This window comes from Pseudofrankia coriaricola, from assembly GCF_032027725.1.
GTDB lineage: Bacteria > Actinomycetota > Actinomycetes > Frankiales > Frankiaceae > Pseudofrankia.
In genome coordinates this window covers 158,377-174,943 of sequence record NZ_JASNFO010000039.1, presented here as the reverse complement: position 1 = coordinate 174,943, position 16,567 = coordinate 158,377, and the positions used below count along the sequence as shown (strand labels likewise).

The window sequence follows — 16,567 nt, the reverse complement described above, 5'->3', positions numbered from 1 at the left end:
GGGACGTTGCAACGCCACCTGCTCGACCTCCTCGGAGTCGACCCCACCCAGCCTCCATGATCGAAAAACGTGATCACCGGGGCGGGTAGGGGCACCAGAATCCGATGTGCGAAACACAGGACTAGCGCCATGGCGGCTGGTGGCCCTCGTTTCTCGGGGGCTGCCGGCCGCCGTCGCGTCCCGGCCCGGAGTCCTTGGGTCGAGGGCCTGTCCCTCACAGGCTGCGGCGAGCGTGTTCCCTTCGGAGGGCCGGCGGGCTCTGCCCTACCGTCGGGTTCTCGGCCGTGCAAGACCCGCCGTCGATGCCCTCGCCAATCGCCAGAGGTGCGGGTCTTGCATGGTCGGGGTTCCGGCGGTAGCCCTCGGGCGCCGGACCTCCGGAGGGGACACGCGGACTGTCCGCACTCCTCCCTCCCCTTTGGAAGCTGGCCAGGGGTCCGGGGGCGGAGCCACCGGGGTTTCCACCCGCGCGGGTTGCGGGCGCTACTGCTGAGGCTTTTCACACCGTCGCGACGATGCGCCCGAGATGTCGACGCCTGGCCATCAGGAGCGAGTGGGACACTGGGCGGGTGATCGGCGGGGGCGGCGGTGATGCCGCTGGTAGTGGGTCTGAGGGCTGGGACTTCTTCGTCTCGTACACCAAGGCGGACCACGCGTGGGCGGAGTGGATCTCCTGGCAGCTCGAAGCGGCCGGCTACCGCGTCCTAGTCCAGGCATGGGACTTCGTCGCCGGGACGAACTGGCAGATCCAGATGGAGCAGGGCATGCAACGTGCCCAACGCACCGTCGCCGTGCTGTCCGCTGCCTATCTGTCCTCAGTCTACGGCCAGACCGAGTGGCAGGCCGCCCACGCGGAAGACCCGCACGGCTTCGCCCGCAAGCTCCTGCCCGTGCGGGTCGAGGACTGCCCACGGCCGGGACTGCTCGGCGCGATCGTCTCGATCGACCTGTTCGACCACGATCCCGACCAGGCGAACCGGCACCTTCTCAACCACGTGCGCCACGCACTCACCGGACGGGCGAAACCCACCGCGCCACCCGGCTTCCCCGTCCGCCGGCTGAACGCACCGACCAACGAACCGGCCTTTCCGACGGACGGACCGGGACCCGCCGACGCTCCAGCCGACGAAGACGAGCAGCAGACCCTTGAGGCACTACTCGCTGAGCGGCGTCGCACCCTCGGCCCGGACCACGCTGACACGCTGATCACCGCCAACGACCTCGTCGTCGCGCTGAAGGGGCTCGGCGACTACAAGGTGGCTCGGGCGCTGGCCGAAGACACCGTCGATCGATGGCGCCGTACCCTCGGCCCCGACCACGCCAGCACCCTCACCACCGCCGGCCACCTCGTCGACACGCTGGACGAACTCGGTGAGTACCGGGTGGCCCGGGCGCTGGCCGAAGACACCCTCGATCGACAGCGCCGCACCCTCGGCCCCGACCACGCCAACACTCTCAACACCGCCAACGACCTCGTCGTCGCGCTGCACGGGCTCGGTGAGTACCGGGTGGCCCGGGCGCTGGCCGAAGACACCCTCGATCGACGGCGCCGCACCCTCGGCCCCGACCACGCCGACACCCTCACCACCGCCAGCAACCTCGTCGCCGCGCTGCACGTGCTCGGTGAGTACCGGGTGGCCCGGGCGCTGGCCGAAGACACCCTCGATCGACGGCGCCGTACCCTCGGCCCCGACCACGCCAAAACTCTCAACACCGCCAGCCACCTCGTCGCCGCGCTGCACGGGCTCGGCGAGTACCGGGTGGCCCGGGCGCTGGCCGAAGACACCCTCGATCGACAGCGCCGTACCCTCGGCCCCGACCACGCCAACACCCTCAACAACGCCGGCTACCTCGTCGCCGCATTGAAGGGGCTCGGCGACTACGAGGTGGCCCGGGCGCTGGCCGAAGATACCCTCGATCGACAGCGCCGCACCCTCGGCCCCGACCACGCCAACACTCTCACCACCGCCAGCAACCTCGTCTCTGAGCTGAACGTGCTCGGCGAGTACCGGGTGGCCCGGGCGCTGGCCGAAGACACCCTCGATCGACGGCGCCGTACCCTCGGCCCCGACCACGCCAACACTCTCACCACCGCCGGCCACCTCGTCGTCGCGCTGAACGGGCTCGGCGACTACGAGGCGGCCCGGACGTTGGCCAAAGACATCAAGCGCCGAACTGCGAAGTAGGCAGGGCGCCGCGCCGCTGGCCGATCTTGAAAGGACTTGCCTAGCGAATCTTTGAAACCCGTACAGTTTTTCTGCGACGCGATCTTCGTTCGGGTTGTCCGATCCCAGGAGATGCTTTACATATCGATCTCACGTGATACTTGCCGGCCGTCTGCGGCTGTTCTGGCTTGTAGGCGGTGGTGGTGTCGCTTGGTGTAGATCGGTGTTCGTAGACTGGGCTGATCACCAGGGTTTGATCTCTGCGGTGGGGGTGGTCGGTGTGCCTCGTCGGAGTCGGCGGTGGGTGTGGGCCGGGCAGGTCGTCTTCGGTGTGATCGTCGCGTCGTTGGTGGTCTACTTCGCTGTGGTCGGGCTCGATGAGGCAGACAAGGTGGCCAGCGGCGTCGGTGCGGTCGTGGCGCTGGTCGCGTTGGGGGCGCCGTATCTGCTGCCCGCCCCAGGAGGCGCATCGGTGCCTGAGCCGGACCGGATCGAAGACACCGGCAAGGCCAATGCCACGAGCGGCGGGCGGGCCAACACCGGGTTCCAAGCCCTCGACGACGATCGGCCGGTACAGGTCGCACGGTCGGGGGACGCGGTCGCAGACGGGTCGGGTTCGGTGGCCAACACCGGTATCCAGCGCCAGCGCCGGCCGTGACCGGCAAGACTTCACCCCGCTCGACGACGCCCGACGTGGCGTCGGTCACAGAGTCTGGGAACGCCTCGGCCGACAACGGTGCTGTCGCCAACACCGGCGTTATGGGCGACGTCACCGTTCATCACCATCCGCAAGCAGTTCCTGCGCCGGTGTGGCCGGTAGTGGTGGGGCAGCCGCCGGCGTTGGCGTCGGCGTTTCAACCCCGCCAAGGGCTTCGGGATCAGATCGTGACTGCGCGTCATGGCGGGGCGGATGTGGTTCTGGCCCAAGGCGAATCCGGAGAGGGCAGCGCGGTTCTGGGCACGCGGGTGTTGGCGGGTGGGGGAGGTATCGGGAAGTCGCAGCTGGCGGCGTGGTTCGCCCACCAGGCCGCCGGACACGGCACGGACCTGGTGGTGTGGGTAAACGCTGCCAGCGGTGACCAGGTCGTCACCACCTATGCTCGGGCCGCGGCGCGGGTTGGCGCCCCCGGCGCTACCGGCGCGGATGCGACCGCGGACGCCGCAGCTTTGCTGGAGTGGCTGCATACAACCGACCGCACCTGGCTGGTCGTCCTCGACGACATCACCGACCCGGCCCATCTGGCCGGCCTTTGGCCGCCCCACTGTCCCGGCGGATGGACCCTGGCCACGACCCGCCTCCGCGACGCCACCCTTGCAAGCTCCGGACGCCAGCGGGTCGACGTCGACGTCTATACCCCGGACGAATCGGTGGCCTATCTGACCGGCCGGCTCACCGATGCCGGCCGGCCCCACCTGCTCGACGCGACAGCCGCCGACCTAGCCACCGCATTGGGCCAGCTGCCGCTGGCGCTGTCCCACGCCACCGCGTACATGCTCAACCAGGAAGAGGGGTGCGCGACCTACCTGGCGCGCTACACGACCAGCGACGAACGGCTCGCGGAGTTGATGCCTCCCGGCGCCGACCCCGACGCCTATGGCCGACCTGTGGCGGTCGCTCTCCTTCTAACGCTCGAGGCCGCCAACACCGCCGAGCCTGCCGGGCTCGCGCGCCCCGCCCTGGCACTGGCCGCCGTCTACGACCCCGCCGGCCATCCCGACACACTCTGGACCACCACCGCGATCACCGACTACCTGGCCGCTCACCGCACCGACGGCGCTGGCCAGCCCATCACGGCAGGCCAGGCCCGCAAGGCCCTGCGGCTGCTGGACCGCTACGGCCTTCTGACCCACACCCCCACCGACGGCGCCCGTGCCGTACGCATCCACGCCCTGACCGCCCGCGCTGCCCGGGAAGCCCAGCCCGACGGTCAGGAAGCCCTGGCCAAGGCTGCGGCTGACGCGCTGCTCGCCGTGTGGCCCACGCTGGATGGCGATACGGTGCTTGCCCAGGTGCTACGCGCCAACACCGACGCCCTCCACGCCACAGCCCCCGACGCCCTGTGGCAGGCCGAGGGCCACTCGGTGCTGTTCCGCGCCGCCACCAGCCTTGGCAACGTCGGCCTCGTTACCGCGGCCACCGACCAGTACCGTCGCCTGGCCGACATCGCCGCCCATCGCTCTGGCTCGGACCACTCCTCCAGTCTGATTGCACGGGGAAACCTCGCGCGGTGGCAGGGGATGACTGGGGATGCAGCCGGCGCAGCCACGTCGTTCGAGGCGCTTCTGGCCGACTTCCTGCGGGTGCTCGGCCCGAGCCACCCCGGCACGCTGACCACCCGGGGCTACCTGGCCAATTGGCAGGGAGAGGCAGGGAATGCAGCCGGCGCAGCCACCGCGCTCAAGGCGCTCCTACCCGACCTCCTGTTTGTGCTCGGCCCCTACCATTCCGGCACCCTGGCTACCCGGAGCGACCTGGCGCGGTGGCGGGGGATGGCTGGGGATGCAGTCGGCGCGGCCAAAGCATTCAAGAAATTGCTGACCGACCGGCTACGGTTGCTCGATCCCAAGCACCCCGACATCCTCGTCAACCGGGGCCATCTAGCCTATTGGCGGGGTGAAGCGGGAGATGCGGTCGGCGCGGTCGAAGCGTTTGAGGAACTGCTGCCCGACTGTGTGGAGGTGCTAGGCCCCGACCACCCCGACACCCTGACCACCCGGAGCTACCTGACTCGGTGGCGGGGTGAGGCAGGGAATGCAGCCGGCGCGGCCGAGGCGTTTGAAGCGTTCGAGAAACTACTGACCGACCGACTACGAATACTCGGCCCCGACCACCCCGAAACCCTGACCGCCCGGAGTAACCTGGCCCGGTGGCGGGGTGAGGCAGGGAATGCGGCCGGCGCCGCCGAAGCGTTCGACGAACTGCTGACCGACCGACTACGATTGCTCGGCCCCGACCACCCCCACACTTTGATCACACAGAGCGACCTGGCCTACTGGCAGAGCGAGGCGGGACTGTCCGGTAACGAAAGTTCATGAAACACATTGATCGACAATGACCGCTGCCTCGTAAATTCCCCCGCGTCCGTCCGCCGATGTTCGCGTTCATCCATAGCCTTGAATCCGAAATGGCAGGTTCGGGCAACGCTCGGCGTGCCCCTGCGGTCGCTTCGACAACCAGGCTAAGGGTGGGCCTCGGTCCAGGTAGCCCGCTCGATGGCATAAACGTGGTGGTCCGCGCCGTGTAGATGCTCGACACGTAGAAGCGACATCCCTAGGCGCTCGGCGACCTGTATGGACCGGTCGTTGCTCGGGAGGATCGTGGAGACGATCTGTCGGAGGTCGGGACGTTGGGCGAAAACCCAGGTGATTGCTGCGGTGGCGGCTTCGGTGGCGTAGCCGCGTCCCCACCAGGGGCGGCCGATGAACCAGACTGCTTCGACGCCTGGCCATCCAGGTTCGTCCCAGAGCCCGGAGCGGCCGACCAGGTCTCCCGTGGCGCGTTCGACGACGGACCAGGGGCCGACGCCGGTTAGTGCCCAGCATCCGATGTTGCCTGCCATGGCGTGCCAGATGCTGTCGTGGTCGGACCGGCCGCCGACGTGGCGGGTGAACTCGGGGTCAGCCCAGATGGTGGCGTATCCAGCAACATCACGGTTGTGGATAGGCCGGAGGATGAGCCTTGGTGTGGTGAGCGTGGGTATGGTCATCGTCCCTGGCTGCTGGCTGCTGGGAGTGCGCGGTACTCCGTGATGAGAGCGGCGACGTCGGGAAGGCGTCGGTGCGCTGGGGAGAAAGTCTCTATGCACTGACGAAGCCTGGCGGCCACCGTGTGCGTGACGGAGCCGGGAGCGGCAGTGACGAGGCGAAGCGCGATCCTGGCCGCTTCCTCGGGCTCGGGAGCGCGATGGGTCAGGAGGAGGAGCGCCGTCGTCACGTCTGCATGCTGGGCCTCCTCCGTCGTGAAGTCCCCTCCATCTGACTGGTAGCCCGCGACCGCCAATGGTGCCCATTCGCGGGCAAGGTCGGCGCGGCCGATCATGAGACTGATGGAGGATCTGAACATAGCGACAGCGGCGGGGCCGACGGGCGTCTCTCCGGGTACCGGCGCCATGCTGCAAGCGCTGGCTTCCATGCGATCCATCGCGGCGAGAGCGTTGTCGTGATCGCCTTGCTTGGCGTAGGCGCGGGCAAGGTAGGCGGCGATCCGCGCGTTCATGTAGGGGTGGTGTACGGAGTCTACCGTCCTGAGAGCTGCGACCGCCGCGTGGTAACGGTGGGTGTGATAGGCGATGCTGAATGCAACGCAGCAACTGACAGAAGAAGAACCGGTTCGCGGGCGTCTTCGGCGTAGGCGCCGGCGAGTTCCGCGAACCGGCGGGCGGCCTGAAAGTCGTATGCGTTGAACGCCAACCGTCCAAGGAAGTAAGCGTACTGACCAGCAAGCAGGTTTACCCGTGGGCGTTTCTGCGGCGAGACACCACCGTGGCGGATCGCCTCGACCTTGCGCCAGCGGTCGGCGACGTGAGGCATGAGTTCCATGTGGGGGGCAGAGCCGTAGCTCGTCGCGATCGTGTCGGCGTCCGACTCTAGGTCGGCGATGGTGAGGGCGTCTTACCCGTCTGGGGTCCGGCACAGGATTTCCGCTGCTGTCAGTGACAGCGCGGTCAGTCCGAGGAAGTCGCGTCGGTCCGTCGGCTCCTCCTCTCGGATGGTCTCACTGTAGGTCGATGCCGACTCGACCTGCACGGCCTGCGGGTGAGGTTACGCGGCGGTGAGCGCTGCAGGTAGCGCTGGGGGTTCGGCGGCTCCGTGGGGAATGAGGTCTGTTCCACGACGGGTCGCCGCAGTGGGTCGGGGACGGAAGCCGAGTGCCGCGTCCGTGTCTGCACGCAGGATGTTTCGGAGCGCGCCCCGGTAGGTGGCGCGGGGCCAGCGGACCGCGCCGCGTTCGAGCTTGCCGATGTAATGCGCGTCGAGCGGGCTGGCTTCTCCGGTGGCATGAAAGACAGCGGCGTTGACGAGGTCGGCGAGTTCCTGCCGGGACATCGATCGTCCCGGCAGGTGTACGGCGCCATGAAGGCCGGCGCCGCTCATTTCACGACCAGCCTCGCGGTGACCATGGGCCGCCACGGCATTCGGGTCAACGGGATCGGTCCCGACCTGACCCAGACGCCGCAGGTCGACTACCTCACGGGCTACGAGGACCACGACGACCTGTGGGGCTCGTGGGCGCCCGTCGGCCGGCTCGGCTGGCCAGAGGACCAGGCCCGCGTCGCGCTCTTCCTCGCCAGCGACCTCTCGTCGTTCGTCACCGGCCACAACATCCCCGTCGACGGCGGCACGAAGGCCGGCGGCGGCTGGTTCTACTCACCCAGGGAAGGCCGTTTCGTCAACCGCCCCAGGCACCTCTGACCAGGCCGCCAACGTCGTGGCCCGCCAGCGCCGCGAGCCGCGGGCGCCGCTGGCCGCGGCGGGCGCCGGCGGCACCAGCACGGATCCGGATCCAGTCCCGATTCGGATGATCACAACGGCGGATGCGTCCGCCGCGACGTGGGCCCGCCTACTTCTCCGGGGTGCCGGCGGGGGTGAGGTCGCCGGCGCGGGCGGACTCGCGGGCGCGGGCGGCCTGCATGGTCTGGTCGATGAGGACGGCGATGGTCATGGGGCCGACGCCACCGGGAACCGGGGTGATGTAGGAGGCGCGCTCGGCAGCCGGTTCGTACTCGACATCGCCCTGGTTGTCGGCGTAGCCGGCGTCGACGACCACGGCGCCGGGCTTGATCCAGTCACCCTTGATCAGGGCCGGACGGCCGACGGCGGCGACGACGACGTCGGCGCGGGCGACGTGGCCGGCCAGGTCCGCGGTGCGGGAGTGGCAGTAGGTGACGGTGGCGTTGCGCGCGAGCAGGAGCATGCCGACCGGCTTGCCGAGGATGGGGCTGCGCCCGATTACGACGGCATGCTTACCGGCCAGCGGAATGTCGTAGGCGTCGATCAACGCCATGATCCCGCCCGGCGTGGCCGACCGGAAGCCGCCCTCGTCGAACGCCATCATCGCGAACGACGTCCTCGTGACGCCGTCGACGTCCTTCGACGGGGCGATCGCCTCGAAGGCGGCCCGCTCGTCGATCTGGTCGGGCACCGGGTGCTGCAGCAGGATGCCGTCGACCTCCGGGTCGGTGGACAGCTCCCGGATCGCCTCGATCAGGGTCTCCGTCGAGATCGACGCGTCCAGCTCGAGGCGGCGCGACTGCATGCCGACCTTGGCGCAGCGGTTCGCCTTCATCCGGACATAGGTGCGGGAGGCCGGATCGTCGCCGACGAGCACCGTCGCCAGCACCGGGACGCGGCCGTGGGCGGCGACGAACTCGGCCACCTCCCGCTCGACGCGATCAAGGATCGCCGCCGACTGGGCCCTGCCGTCAAGGATCTGCGCGGTCATACGGTCTCGGTCTCCTGGGAGTCGGTCCTGGCGCTGGACGCGCGCCGATGCGAAAGCCTCGCGCGCCCGACGCCCGATTCGGTGTCACGGCCCGCGGTGTCACGACCTTGGGTGTCACGGTCTTCGATGTCACGGCCTCCGATGTCACGGCCTCCGGTGTCGCGGCACGATGATGTCGCGGCACGACGGTCGAGCCGCCGTCGCGGAGGACGCGGTGGTCGCAGTGCCAGGCTACGGCGCGGGCGGGCGCCAGGCGCTCCGCGTCGGCGCCTCTGCTCCGCGGCGGTCGTCAGGACCAGCCTGGCAGCTACTCAGCCGGCCTCCGCCGTCACCCACCTGCCCACCCGGTACCGCACGCGGTACCTGAGGACAGCGCTCCGGTACTCGTGGCGGAGGTCGCCGGCTGCTCACGCCGGTGACGAGCCAGGTGCGTTGTGTCATCGCGTCCTCCGCGCTGATCCAGGGGTGTGTCACCGCCGCGGGCCGGCGGCAACCTCGTCCAGGGCACGCACCCCGTTGAGGGTGCGGGGATAGCCGATGTAGGGGATGAGCTGGGTGAGGACGTCGAGCAGGCGGGCCCGGTCGTTGCCGACGTGCAGGTTCGCCGCGACGTGGCCTTTGACCTGCGGGTCGCAGCCCCCGAGGGCGACGAGCATGGCGAAGGTGAGCAGCTCACGGGTGGGAATGTCGAGGCCGGTGCGGGTGTAGTGGTCACCGAAGCAGTTGGCTGACAAGAACCGCTGGATGGGCTGCTCGTCCGCGGGTGCACCCGCGTACAGAGCGTCCACGGCACCGTTGCCGATGATCTGCTTCTGCACCGCCAGTCCACGCGCGGCGCGGCTTTCCGAGGTCGTGGTGGACTGGCCAGGCAGTGGTAGCCTGACGCCGCGTTCGGTCAGGACGTCGTTGGTGGCGTGCAGGAAGCCGAACACCTTCGCCATCCCGACGTAGGGCACGGCCTGGTAGACGATCTCCTTGACCTGGACGGGGCTCACGCCGGCGGTGAGCGCCGCGCCGAGCATGACCCGGTACTCGGCCAGGGCCTGGCAGGCGATCATCGCCGCGAGCTGGACCATGAGCCGGGTGCGGACATCGAGACGGCTCTCGGCGAGGACCTCGTCGAAGGCGAAGTCGTCGAAGTACTCGATGAGCTCGGGGTCGGTCACCGCCAGCGTGGACACGTGACCGGGAAACAGCGCGTCATGGTTGCGGCGGGCCTGGTCGGTGGGTGCCATCGTCGGCCTCCTTCTCATCCGGGCTGAAGCGATGGGGCGACCTGCGCCGCCGGGTCTGGGACCGCCGGGTCAGGGGCCGCCGGGTCAGGGGCCGCCGGGTCAGGGGCCGCCGGGTCAGGGGCCGCCGGGTCAGGGGCCGCCGGGTCAGGGGCCGCCGGGTCAGGGGCCGCCGGGTCAGGGGCCGCCGGGTCAGGGACGGACGACGACCTTCAGGGCCTGCCGGGAGTCCATGGCCTGGTAGGCGTCGGCGACGTGGTCGAGGTCGACGGTGCGGTCGAAGACCTTGCCGGGCTCGATCCGGCCTTCGAGCACGTCGGGCAGGGCCTGCTCGATGTATGCCCGTACGGGGGCGGGTCCGCCGGTGAGGGTGGCGTTCTTGCCGAACAGCGACCCGAACCCGACCGGTGCCTGCTCGTACTGGGGCACGCCGACCCGGGAGATGGTGCCGCCGGGCCGCACGATGCCGTACGCCTGCTCGTAGGCGGGCATGTGTCCGACGGCTTCGAGCACGATGTGGCTGCCCTCGCCGCCGGTGAGTTCCAGGACCTTCGCGATGCCCTCTTCGCCTCGTTCGGCGACGACGTCGGTGGCTCCGAACTCGCGTCCCAGGTCGGTGCGGTCGGTGTGCCGGCCCATGAGGATGATCCGCTCGGCTCCGAGCCGCTTCGAGGCGAGGACCGCGGACAGGCCGACCGCGCCGTCGCCGATGACGGTGACGGTCCTGCCCGGAGCCACCCTGCCCATGTGCGCGGCGTGGTAACCGGTGAGGTACACGTCCGACAGGGTCAGCAGCGAGGGCCACAGCGCCTCGTCGACGTCGCTCGGGATCTTCACGAGCGTTCCCGCGGCCTGCGGGACCCGCACCGCCTCGGCCTGCGCGCCGCCGATCCCACGGGCGCCGTACCAGCCGCCGTGCACGCAGGCAGTGTGGAACCCCTCGTGGCAGAACGCGCAGGTGTTGTCGGAGAACGCGAACGGGGACACGACGAAGTCACCGGGCGCCAGGCCGGCCACCTCCGAGCCGACCTCCTCCACCACGCCGAGGAACTCATGCCCCATCGGGACGCCCTCGTCGGCGGGAGGCATGGAGTGATACGGATGCAGGTCAGAGCCGCACACGCAGGCCAGTACCACCCGCACGACGGCATCCGTCGACTCGTGCAGCTTCGCGTCGGTGACGTCCTCGACGCGGACGTCACCGGCTCCGTACATGAATGTCGCTCGCACGATGTGTGGTTGTCCTTTGTGATCGAGAGACCAAGAAGCAGTGAACGGGCGTGCCGGGGCCGCGCCGGGTCTTCACCCGCGACCACACGGCTCGCGCGCGGGTGCGTCCGGGCGCGTGCGCTCCGGCCGAGCCACAGCGTGCGTGGGTCAGCGGTCGATCATCCGCATCTGCTCCTCGTTGTGATGATCGCCGGCCGGCGGGGTGAGCCGATCCAGCCTGTCGATCTGCTCAGGGGTGAGCGTGCGGCTCTCGGCGGCGATGTTCTCCTCGACGCGCGAGACCCGCTTGGTGCCGGGGATCGGGGCGATGTCGTCGCCCTTGGTCAGCAGCCAGGCGATCGCCACCTGGGCCGGGGTCGCGCCGGCCTCGGTGGCGACGGCCGCGACCTCGTCGGCGATGCGCAGGTTGCGCTGGAAGTTCCCACCCGTGAACCGCGGGTTGGTCTTGCGCCAGTCGCTGTCGTCGAGCTGGTCGAGCGAGCGGATGTGGCCGGTGAGGAACCCGTGTCCCAGCGGGGAGTAGGGCACGAAGCCGATGCGCAGCTCGCGCAGCAGCGGCAGGACGGCCGGCTCCGGGTCGCGGGTCCACAGGGAGTACTCGGACTGGAGCGCGGTGATCGGGTGGACGGCGTGCGCGCGGCGGATGGTGTTCACCCCGGCCTCGGACAGCCCGAGGTGGCGGATCTTCCCCTCGGACACCAGCCCGGCCAGGGCGCCGATGGTGTCCTCGATCGGGGTGTCCGGGTCGACGCGGTGTTGGTAGTACAGGTCGATGTAGTCGGTGCCCAGGCGCCGCAGCGACCCTTCGACCGCGGTACGGATGTTGGCCGGGCTGCTGTCGAGGCCGCCGCGGCCGGTGTGGGAGATCATGCCGAACTTCGTGGCCAGCACGACCTCGTCCCGGCGTCCCTTGAGCGCCCGCCCCACCAGCTCCTCGTTGGTGAACGGTCCATAGACCTCGGCGGTGTCGATGAAGGTGACACCCAGATCCAGAGCGCGGTGGATGGTCCGTATCGACTCGTCGTCGTCGCTGCTCGCTCCGGTGTACCCGAACGACATCCCCATCGCGCCCAGGCCGATCCGGGAAACATCCAGATCCCGCAACGTGATGTGCTTCATGGTCACTTCTCCCAGTCCTGTGTCGTGCCGCGTGCGGCGCGGTTACCGCGGTCGAGCCCGCTGGTAGTCGTCGTCGGTGACCGGCTCCTCCCAGGTGGTCTCCGCGGCGGCCGATTCCGCGGCGGCATCCCAGATCGCCAGGTGGGTCACGAACCGGTCACGCATCATGCCGTGCCAGTGCCACCCACCGGGCGGGGCATGGACGGTGTCGCCGGTCGCTTCACGATCGCGGTGCCGTCTCGCGGCATCGCAGCGCCGACGCCCTTGGTGACGTGCAGCGTCCGACCGGCCGCGTGGACGTACCCCTTCGCGACCTGGATCTTCGGTACGGCGTGGAAGATGATCGGGCCGTCGAACAGATCATGAAACAGTTGGCAAGGCCTACCGCCAGGATCGACGTCGTGGCAGCGTGACGGGTGGTTGCGGTGGTCGATGCGGTCACCTCACCGACTCTGGCGCGGCCCGACCATCCCGGGGAGTGCCTGGCTTTCCAGGCAACAGCAGTACCCCCTTCCTGCCGCTGGCCGCGCCTACCGTGAGGCATGGACAGCCGCGCGGGCAACCGGGCCCAGGCCCGCGAGTTCCTCGTCTCGCGGCGGGAGCGGATCACCCCCGAGGAGGCCGGGCTGCCCGCCTACGGCGGCGGCAACCGCCGCGTCAAGGGCCTACGTCGCGAGGAGGTCGCGCTGCTGGCAGGGGTGAGCATCGACTACTACGTCCGGATGGAGCGCGGGAACCTCGCCGGCGCCTCCGACGCGGTCCTCGACGGCCTCGCGACCGCGCTCACCCTGCTCGTCTACACCGCGCCGGCCGGCACCCCCACGGCCGACGGCCTCAAGCTCCTCGCCAGCTGGGACGCCACGCCGAAGCCACCGGTGGCTCGGTCCGCCGGTCTGTCAGATCGTCACGCGGCGCAGGGTGGTGAAGCCGCCGGCCATGAGCGCGACCGCCACGGCGGCGAGCACCCCGGTGAGCCCGGCCGCGGACAGCGACAGAGGAAGCACTGCCGTGGAGGTTGAAGCCCTCGCGAAGTAGAGGTGAGGGCTGGGCCAACACCTGCGCCGGCCGCTGTCCTACCGGGTTCCGACTGGGCGCGCGGCGAGTTTGACCCGTTGATCGCGCGGGCCTCGGAATCTATGCAGCAGGTATCGGTGGGCTGGCCGTTCCACGGTGTGGTGCAGGAGCGCGCCAAGCGCGATGGAGAAGAGGAAACCCGCGAGTACGGCAAGAGCCGCCGCGGCTGCGCTGGTCGTGTCGAACCAGCCGAGTTTACTGACGACCGCGAGTGCGCCGGGGTGGACGAGATAGAAGGCGTAGGAGACCACGCCGAAATAGACGAGAGGGCGGGCACTCGCGATGGGTACTCTGTGGCCGTCCGCCTCCCGGGTGCCGACCAGGAAGATGATTGCCGCGAACGACGGCAGGGCGAGGGTGTCGATGAGGCCCGGGTGGTCGCTGTAGCGGTAACCGAGCATGATCGGGACGGCTAGCCAGGCGATCGCGAGGACGGCGAGTGCCCGGCGCTGTCTCGCTGTGCCGCGCACGCCGTCCTGTGCCAGAAGTCCCAGCACGATACCGAGGACGAACTCTCCGACCCGCACCGCCGGGTTGGCGTAGAGGGCGAGGTCGAGGCGGGGGTCCACCGCGCCGGCCAGGCAGGCCACGGCCGCCGTCGGCAGGACGACGAGGAGGGCCGCGCGGATCCGGTCCGCGTTGGTCCGGGCCGCGAGCCGCTGGTAAACAAGCGGGAAGACGAGGTAGAAGAACGCCTCGCACGACAGCGACCACAGCACCGCGCCGCCCCAGCCGAAGTAGATCGACTGGGTGGGAATCCAGGCCTGAATAAGCAGCAAGCTCGGAAGAATGGAGGCGGGTTTCGATCCGAATTCGCCGATCAGCCCAAACGACCAGGCGACGACGAGCCACAACACGATCGCGACAAGGTACAGCGGGTAGATCCTGGCGAACCGACGCCAGTAGAACTGGGCACGGGTTCCCGGACGGGCGGACCAGGTGAGTACGAATCCTGAGAGCATGAAGAAGAACATGACACCGACATATCCGATGTTGCCGAGTGGCACCATGGGAATTGCTTCCTCGACATCCGCGTCGATGTGGCGGATAAACACGAGGGTGGCGGCGACGCCTCGCAGACCGGTCAGTGACGGCAGGTCGCGACGAGCCTGAGATGGCGGGTTGGCTCTGGGTCTGGACGCGGCTCGGTGCCGGCCGGACGATGGCGACATCCTCTCGGTCACCGTGCCCTTCTCAGTTGTCGGGAGACCTGCGGGCGCGGTCGGCGCCGATGCGGAGGATGACCACGCCAATCATGCGGGCGAGCTGGTGCCATTCGCGGCGCGCAGCCGGATGCCACCGTGAACACCGAGGCAGCCACCAGCCGCGGCGCCGTGATCAGGTTCTGGCGGCACAACCCGACGCGATCGCACTCGTCGCCATGGTCATGCGGCGTGGCCGAACGCCGGTCGGACGACGCTGACCCCTGGGCAGTCGGAACCAACCGCGGCGGCCGAGGCAGAGGCCACCAGGAGGTCGCGTCTCCGACTCACCCCAGCCCTTCCCTTCGGCTTACGACCGCCCGATCCGGGACCTTCCTGGCCGACATGGACTAACCCTACTCATACGTTAATGTCAGGTTCGCCTGGACGGTCGCGATGCTACTACAGCCGAGTAGATGATTACTCGACGCGGGAGCCTGCGGCCGCAAGGGACGCGCACCAGCTGGATGTCGCATGCGCCGGGCGGCCCGGGGGTGCGACGTCAGCCCGTGGTTCGGAAGATGGCGGGGGAGCCCGCCAGGGGCGCCCATACGCCGGCGGTCACCATCCATGATCGACTGCTGTTCGGGCTGCCGACGCCTCCTCGCCGAAGGCGGTATAGCCGATGTTGTTGCCATCGGGGACCTTGGGAAGCCGGCAGGCCAGCTTGTCAGCCTCGGGAAGCGCGAAGAACTCGTCGCAGCACGCCACAAAGCGGTCCATCGCGTCGTCCGGGACCCCGTGGCCCTCCAGAAGCAGGAAATCGGTCTCGTGGCAGGCCCGGTCGACGGCGGCGGCGATGGCCTCAGGCGCGGCCGGGTCGCCGGACCACCAGCCGCTCAGGTCCACCGGCGCGTCATGCACGGACGCGGCCCGCCGGCCGCCATCCGGTCCCTGTTCGCGGGTCATCGACGGCCCTCCCCCGCGACCGTGCCGGCGAAGGTCGTGATCCGGTGGGCTCGTCGGAGCCAGAGCGAGGAAACGAAATTACTCGGGTCCGGGACCAGACCGGCGAGGCAGGGTCGATACTGGCAGCCGGCGGCAGATGAGCACCCGCATGGACTCAACGGTCTAGGCCGACCCAGATGATCAGCCGCATGCCGGCTGGCTCCAGCTTCCCCACGGGCTCCGGGGCCGACTCGCGGATCCTGTGCCCTGGCCTGCCGCCGAAGGGGCGTACGGTCCGCGGCCGGGCGCCACTGTTCGTGGCAGAGGCCCCGATGGGGTGGCGAAATCTGATTCTCAGATTAGACTGATGGTCATGAGGGTCATCACGGCGACCGAGGCCTCGCGCAGGTTCTCGGATCTGCTGGACGCCGTCGCGGCCGGTGAGATCATCACCATCACCCGCGGCAACCGGCCGATCGCTCAGATCGGCCCGACGCATCGGCGAACAGGTGCGGATCTTCGGGCCGTCTTGGCTGGGACGGCGCCGCCCGACGACGCGTTCGAGGAGAGCATCGCCGCCGCGGTAGGTGACCTTGAGTCCTATGAAGGTGATCCGTGGGCCGACGCCTGATCCTCGACACCAACCTGCTGATCGCGTACGAGCGCGGCAAGATCGACCGGTCCGCCTTGGATGATGACGAACTCGCCGTCGCGGCGATCACTGTCGCCGAGTATCGCGTGGGAATCGAAATGGCTGACAGCGCGAACCGGGCGGCTGAACGTGCCCGATCGCTGGCCGCCATGATGTCCGTGTTGGATGTGTTGGCATACACGGAGGGCACAGCCGTTCATCACGCCCAGCTGATCGCCTGGGCTCGCCGGAGCGGTCGACCGCGCGGCGCGCATGACCTGATCATCGCCGCGCACGCCGTGGAGACCGGCCGGGTCATCGTCAGCCTCGACGCGAAGGCGCGATTCGCCGATCTTCCCGGTGTACTCGCGACCGAGCTGTAGGCACGGAGGCCTACGGGCGCGGCCGTGCGTCAGCGGCGCCGTGCGATTGGCCATGAGGCCAGCGCTACGGAGGTCATGGTGATGGTCGGCTGCCACACGGTGGCGTCCGTGATCTGGTGGGATCGTCGGGGTCAGGGCGCCGAAAATCCCACCGGATCACCGGCGGCCTCTCGCGCCACCGGCCGCCGGCGGCTTTCCGTC

General features: G+C 69.3%; 16 protein-coding genes and 1 pseudogene. 7 read left to right on the top strand and 10 right to left on the bottom strand.

Annotation, left to right across the window (positions count from 1 at the left end):
- Positions 1 to 569 precede the first annotated feature (569 nt).
- The 3 genes from QOZ89_RS21535 (at position 570) to QOZ89_RS21525 (ending at position 5,201) form a co-directional block, all read left to right on the top strand.
- Positions 570 to 2,186 (top strand): tetratricopeptide repeat protein, encoded by a 1,617-nt coding sequence (locus QOZ89_RS21535; protein ID WP_312624813.1) that lies wholly within the window; start codon positions 570 to 572, stop codon positions 2,184 to 2,186.
- Between the two features lie 310 nt (positions 2,187 to 2,496).
- Positions 2,497 to 2,823: a hypothetical protein gene (locus QOZ89_RS21530; protein ID WP_312624811.1), complete on the top strand. Its 327-nt coding sequence runs from the start codon at positions 2,497 to 2,499 to the stop codon at positions 2,821 to 2,823.
- Positions 2,820 to 5,201 carry a tetratricopeptide repeat protein gene (locus QOZ89_RS21525; protein WP_312624809.1) on the top strand — a complete coding sequence of 794 codons (2,382 nt, stop codon included), beginning with the start codon at positions 2,820 to 2,822 and terminating at the stop codon, positions 5,199 to 5,201. The genes QOZ89_RS21530 and QOZ89_RS21525 overlap by 4 nt, the downstream gene beginning before the upstream one ends.
- Before the next feature lie 143 nt (positions 5,202 to 5,344).
- On the opposite strand, the gene QOZ89_RS21520 is transcribed toward QOZ89_RS21525, so the two are convergent.
- From QOZ89_RS21520 to QOZ89_RS21510, 3 genes are read right to left on the bottom strand one after another with little or no spacing between them, the layout of a single operon-like run.
- Positions 5,345 to 5,872, bottom strand: coding sequence for a GNAT family N-acetyltransferase (locus QOZ89_RS21520; RefSeq protein WP_312624808.1), 528 nt, complete (start codon positions 5,870 to 5,872; stop codon positions 5,345 to 5,347).
- Positions 5,869 to 6,381, bottom strand: coding sequence for a hypothetical protein (locus QOZ89_RS21515; protein ID WP_312624806.1), 513 nt, complete (start codon positions 6,379 to 6,381; stop codon positions 5,869 to 5,871). Before QOZ89_RS21515 ends, QOZ89_RS21520 begins: the two co-directional genes overlap by 4 nt.
- Positions 6,382 to 6,401: 20 nt before the next feature.
- On the bottom strand, positions 6,402 to 6,704 hold the full coding sequence (locus QOZ89_RS21510) for a hypothetical protein (protein WP_312624804.1): 303 nt from the start codon (positions 6,702 to 6,704) through the stop codon (positions 6,402 to 6,404).
- Positions 6,705 to 7,130: 426 nt separating this feature from the next.
- On the opposite strand from QOZ89_RS21510, the gene QOZ89_RS21505 reads away from it, so the two are divergent.
- Positions 7,131 to 7,577 carry an SDR family oxidoreductase gene (locus tag QOZ89_RS21505; protein ID WP_312624802.1) on the top strand — a complete coding sequence of 149 codons (447 nt, stop codon included), beginning with the start codon at positions 7,131 to 7,133 and terminating at the stop codon, positions 7,575 to 7,577.
- Between the two features lie 148 nt (positions 7,578 to 7,725).
- Here the strand turns inward: QOZ89_RS21505 and QOZ89_RS21500 are convergent, their stop codons facing one another.
- The 5 genes from QOZ89_RS21500 to QOZ89_RS21480 form a co-directional block, all read right to left on the bottom strand.
- The gene (locus QOZ89_RS21500; RefSeq protein ID WP_071052001.1) at positions 7,726 to 8,607 is read right to left on the bottom strand and encodes a bifunctional 5,10-methylenetetrahydrofolate dehydrogenase/5,10-methenyltetrahydrofolate cyclohydrolase; all 882 of its coding nucleotides are present in this window, start codon (positions 8,605 to 8,607) and stop codon (positions 7,726 to 7,728) included.
- Between the two features lie 470 nt (positions 8,608 to 9,077).
- The gene (locus QOZ89_RS21495; RefSeq protein ID WP_312624800.1) at positions 9,078 to 9,842 is read right to left on the bottom strand and encodes a carboxymuconolactone decarboxylase family protein; all 765 of its coding nucleotides are present in this window, start codon (positions 9,840 to 9,842) and stop codon (positions 9,078 to 9,080) included.
- 189 nt (positions 9,843 to 10,031) lie between these two features.
- Positions 10,032 to 11,054, bottom strand: coding sequence for a zinc-binding dehydrogenase (locus tag QOZ89_RS21490; RefSeq protein ID WP_071052003.1), 1,023 nt, complete (start codon positions 11,052 to 11,054; stop codon positions 10,032 to 10,034).
- 162 nt (positions 11,055 to 11,216) lie between these two features.
- Entirely contained in the window at positions 11,217 to 12,188 is a 972-nt protein-coding gene (locus tag QOZ89_RS21485; protein ID WP_071052004.1) for an aldo/keto reductase, read from the bottom strand.
- Between the two features lie 42 nt (positions 12,189 to 12,230).
- Entirely contained in the window at positions 12,231 to 12,356 is a 126-nt protein-coding gene (locus QOZ89_RS21480; RefSeq protein WP_274536600.1) for a hypothetical protein, read from the bottom strand.
- 374 nt (positions 12,357 to 12,730) lie between these two features.
- Here QOZ89_RS21480 and QOZ89_RS21475 point away from each other — a divergent pair.
- Positions 12,731 to 12,979 (top strand): annotated as a pseudogene (locus QOZ89_RS21475) (helix-turn-helix domain-containing protein); the annotation flags it as partial.
- Between the two features lie 282 nt (positions 12,980 to 13,261).
- Here QOZ89_RS21475 and QOZ89_RS21470 read toward each other — a convergent pair.
- Positions 13,262 to 14,446, bottom strand: coding sequence for an acyltransferase family protein (locus QOZ89_RS21470; RefSeq protein WP_241842144.1), 1,185 nt, complete (start codon positions 14,444 to 14,446; stop codon positions 13,262 to 13,264).
- A gap of 579 nt (positions 14,447 to 15,025) precedes the next feature.
- Positions 15,026 to 15,328 carry a 2-oxoglutarate and iron-dependent oxygenase domain-containing protein gene (locus tag QOZ89_RS21465; protein WP_312624797.1) on the bottom strand — a complete coding sequence of 101 codons (303 nt, stop codon included), beginning with the start codon at positions 15,326 to 15,328 and terminating at the stop codon, positions 15,026 to 15,028.
- A gap of 397 nt (positions 15,329 to 15,725) precedes the next feature.
- On the opposite strand from QOZ89_RS21465, the gene QOZ89_RS21460 reads away from it, so the two are divergent.
- Positions 15,726 to 15,983 (top strand): type II toxin-antitoxin system Phd/YefM family antitoxin, encoded by a 258-nt coding sequence (locus QOZ89_RS21460; protein ID WP_071052100.1) that lies wholly within the window; start codon positions 15,726 to 15,728, stop codon positions 15,981 to 15,983.
- On the top strand, positions 15,968 to 16,366 hold the full coding sequence (locus QOZ89_RS21455) for a type II toxin-antitoxin system VapC family toxin (RefSeq protein WP_071052008.1): 399 nt from the start codon (positions 15,968 to 15,970) through the stop codon (positions 16,364 to 16,366). Before QOZ89_RS21460 ends, QOZ89_RS21455 begins: the two co-directional genes overlap by 16 nt.
- Positions 16,367 to 16,567: the final 201 nt, after the last annotated feature.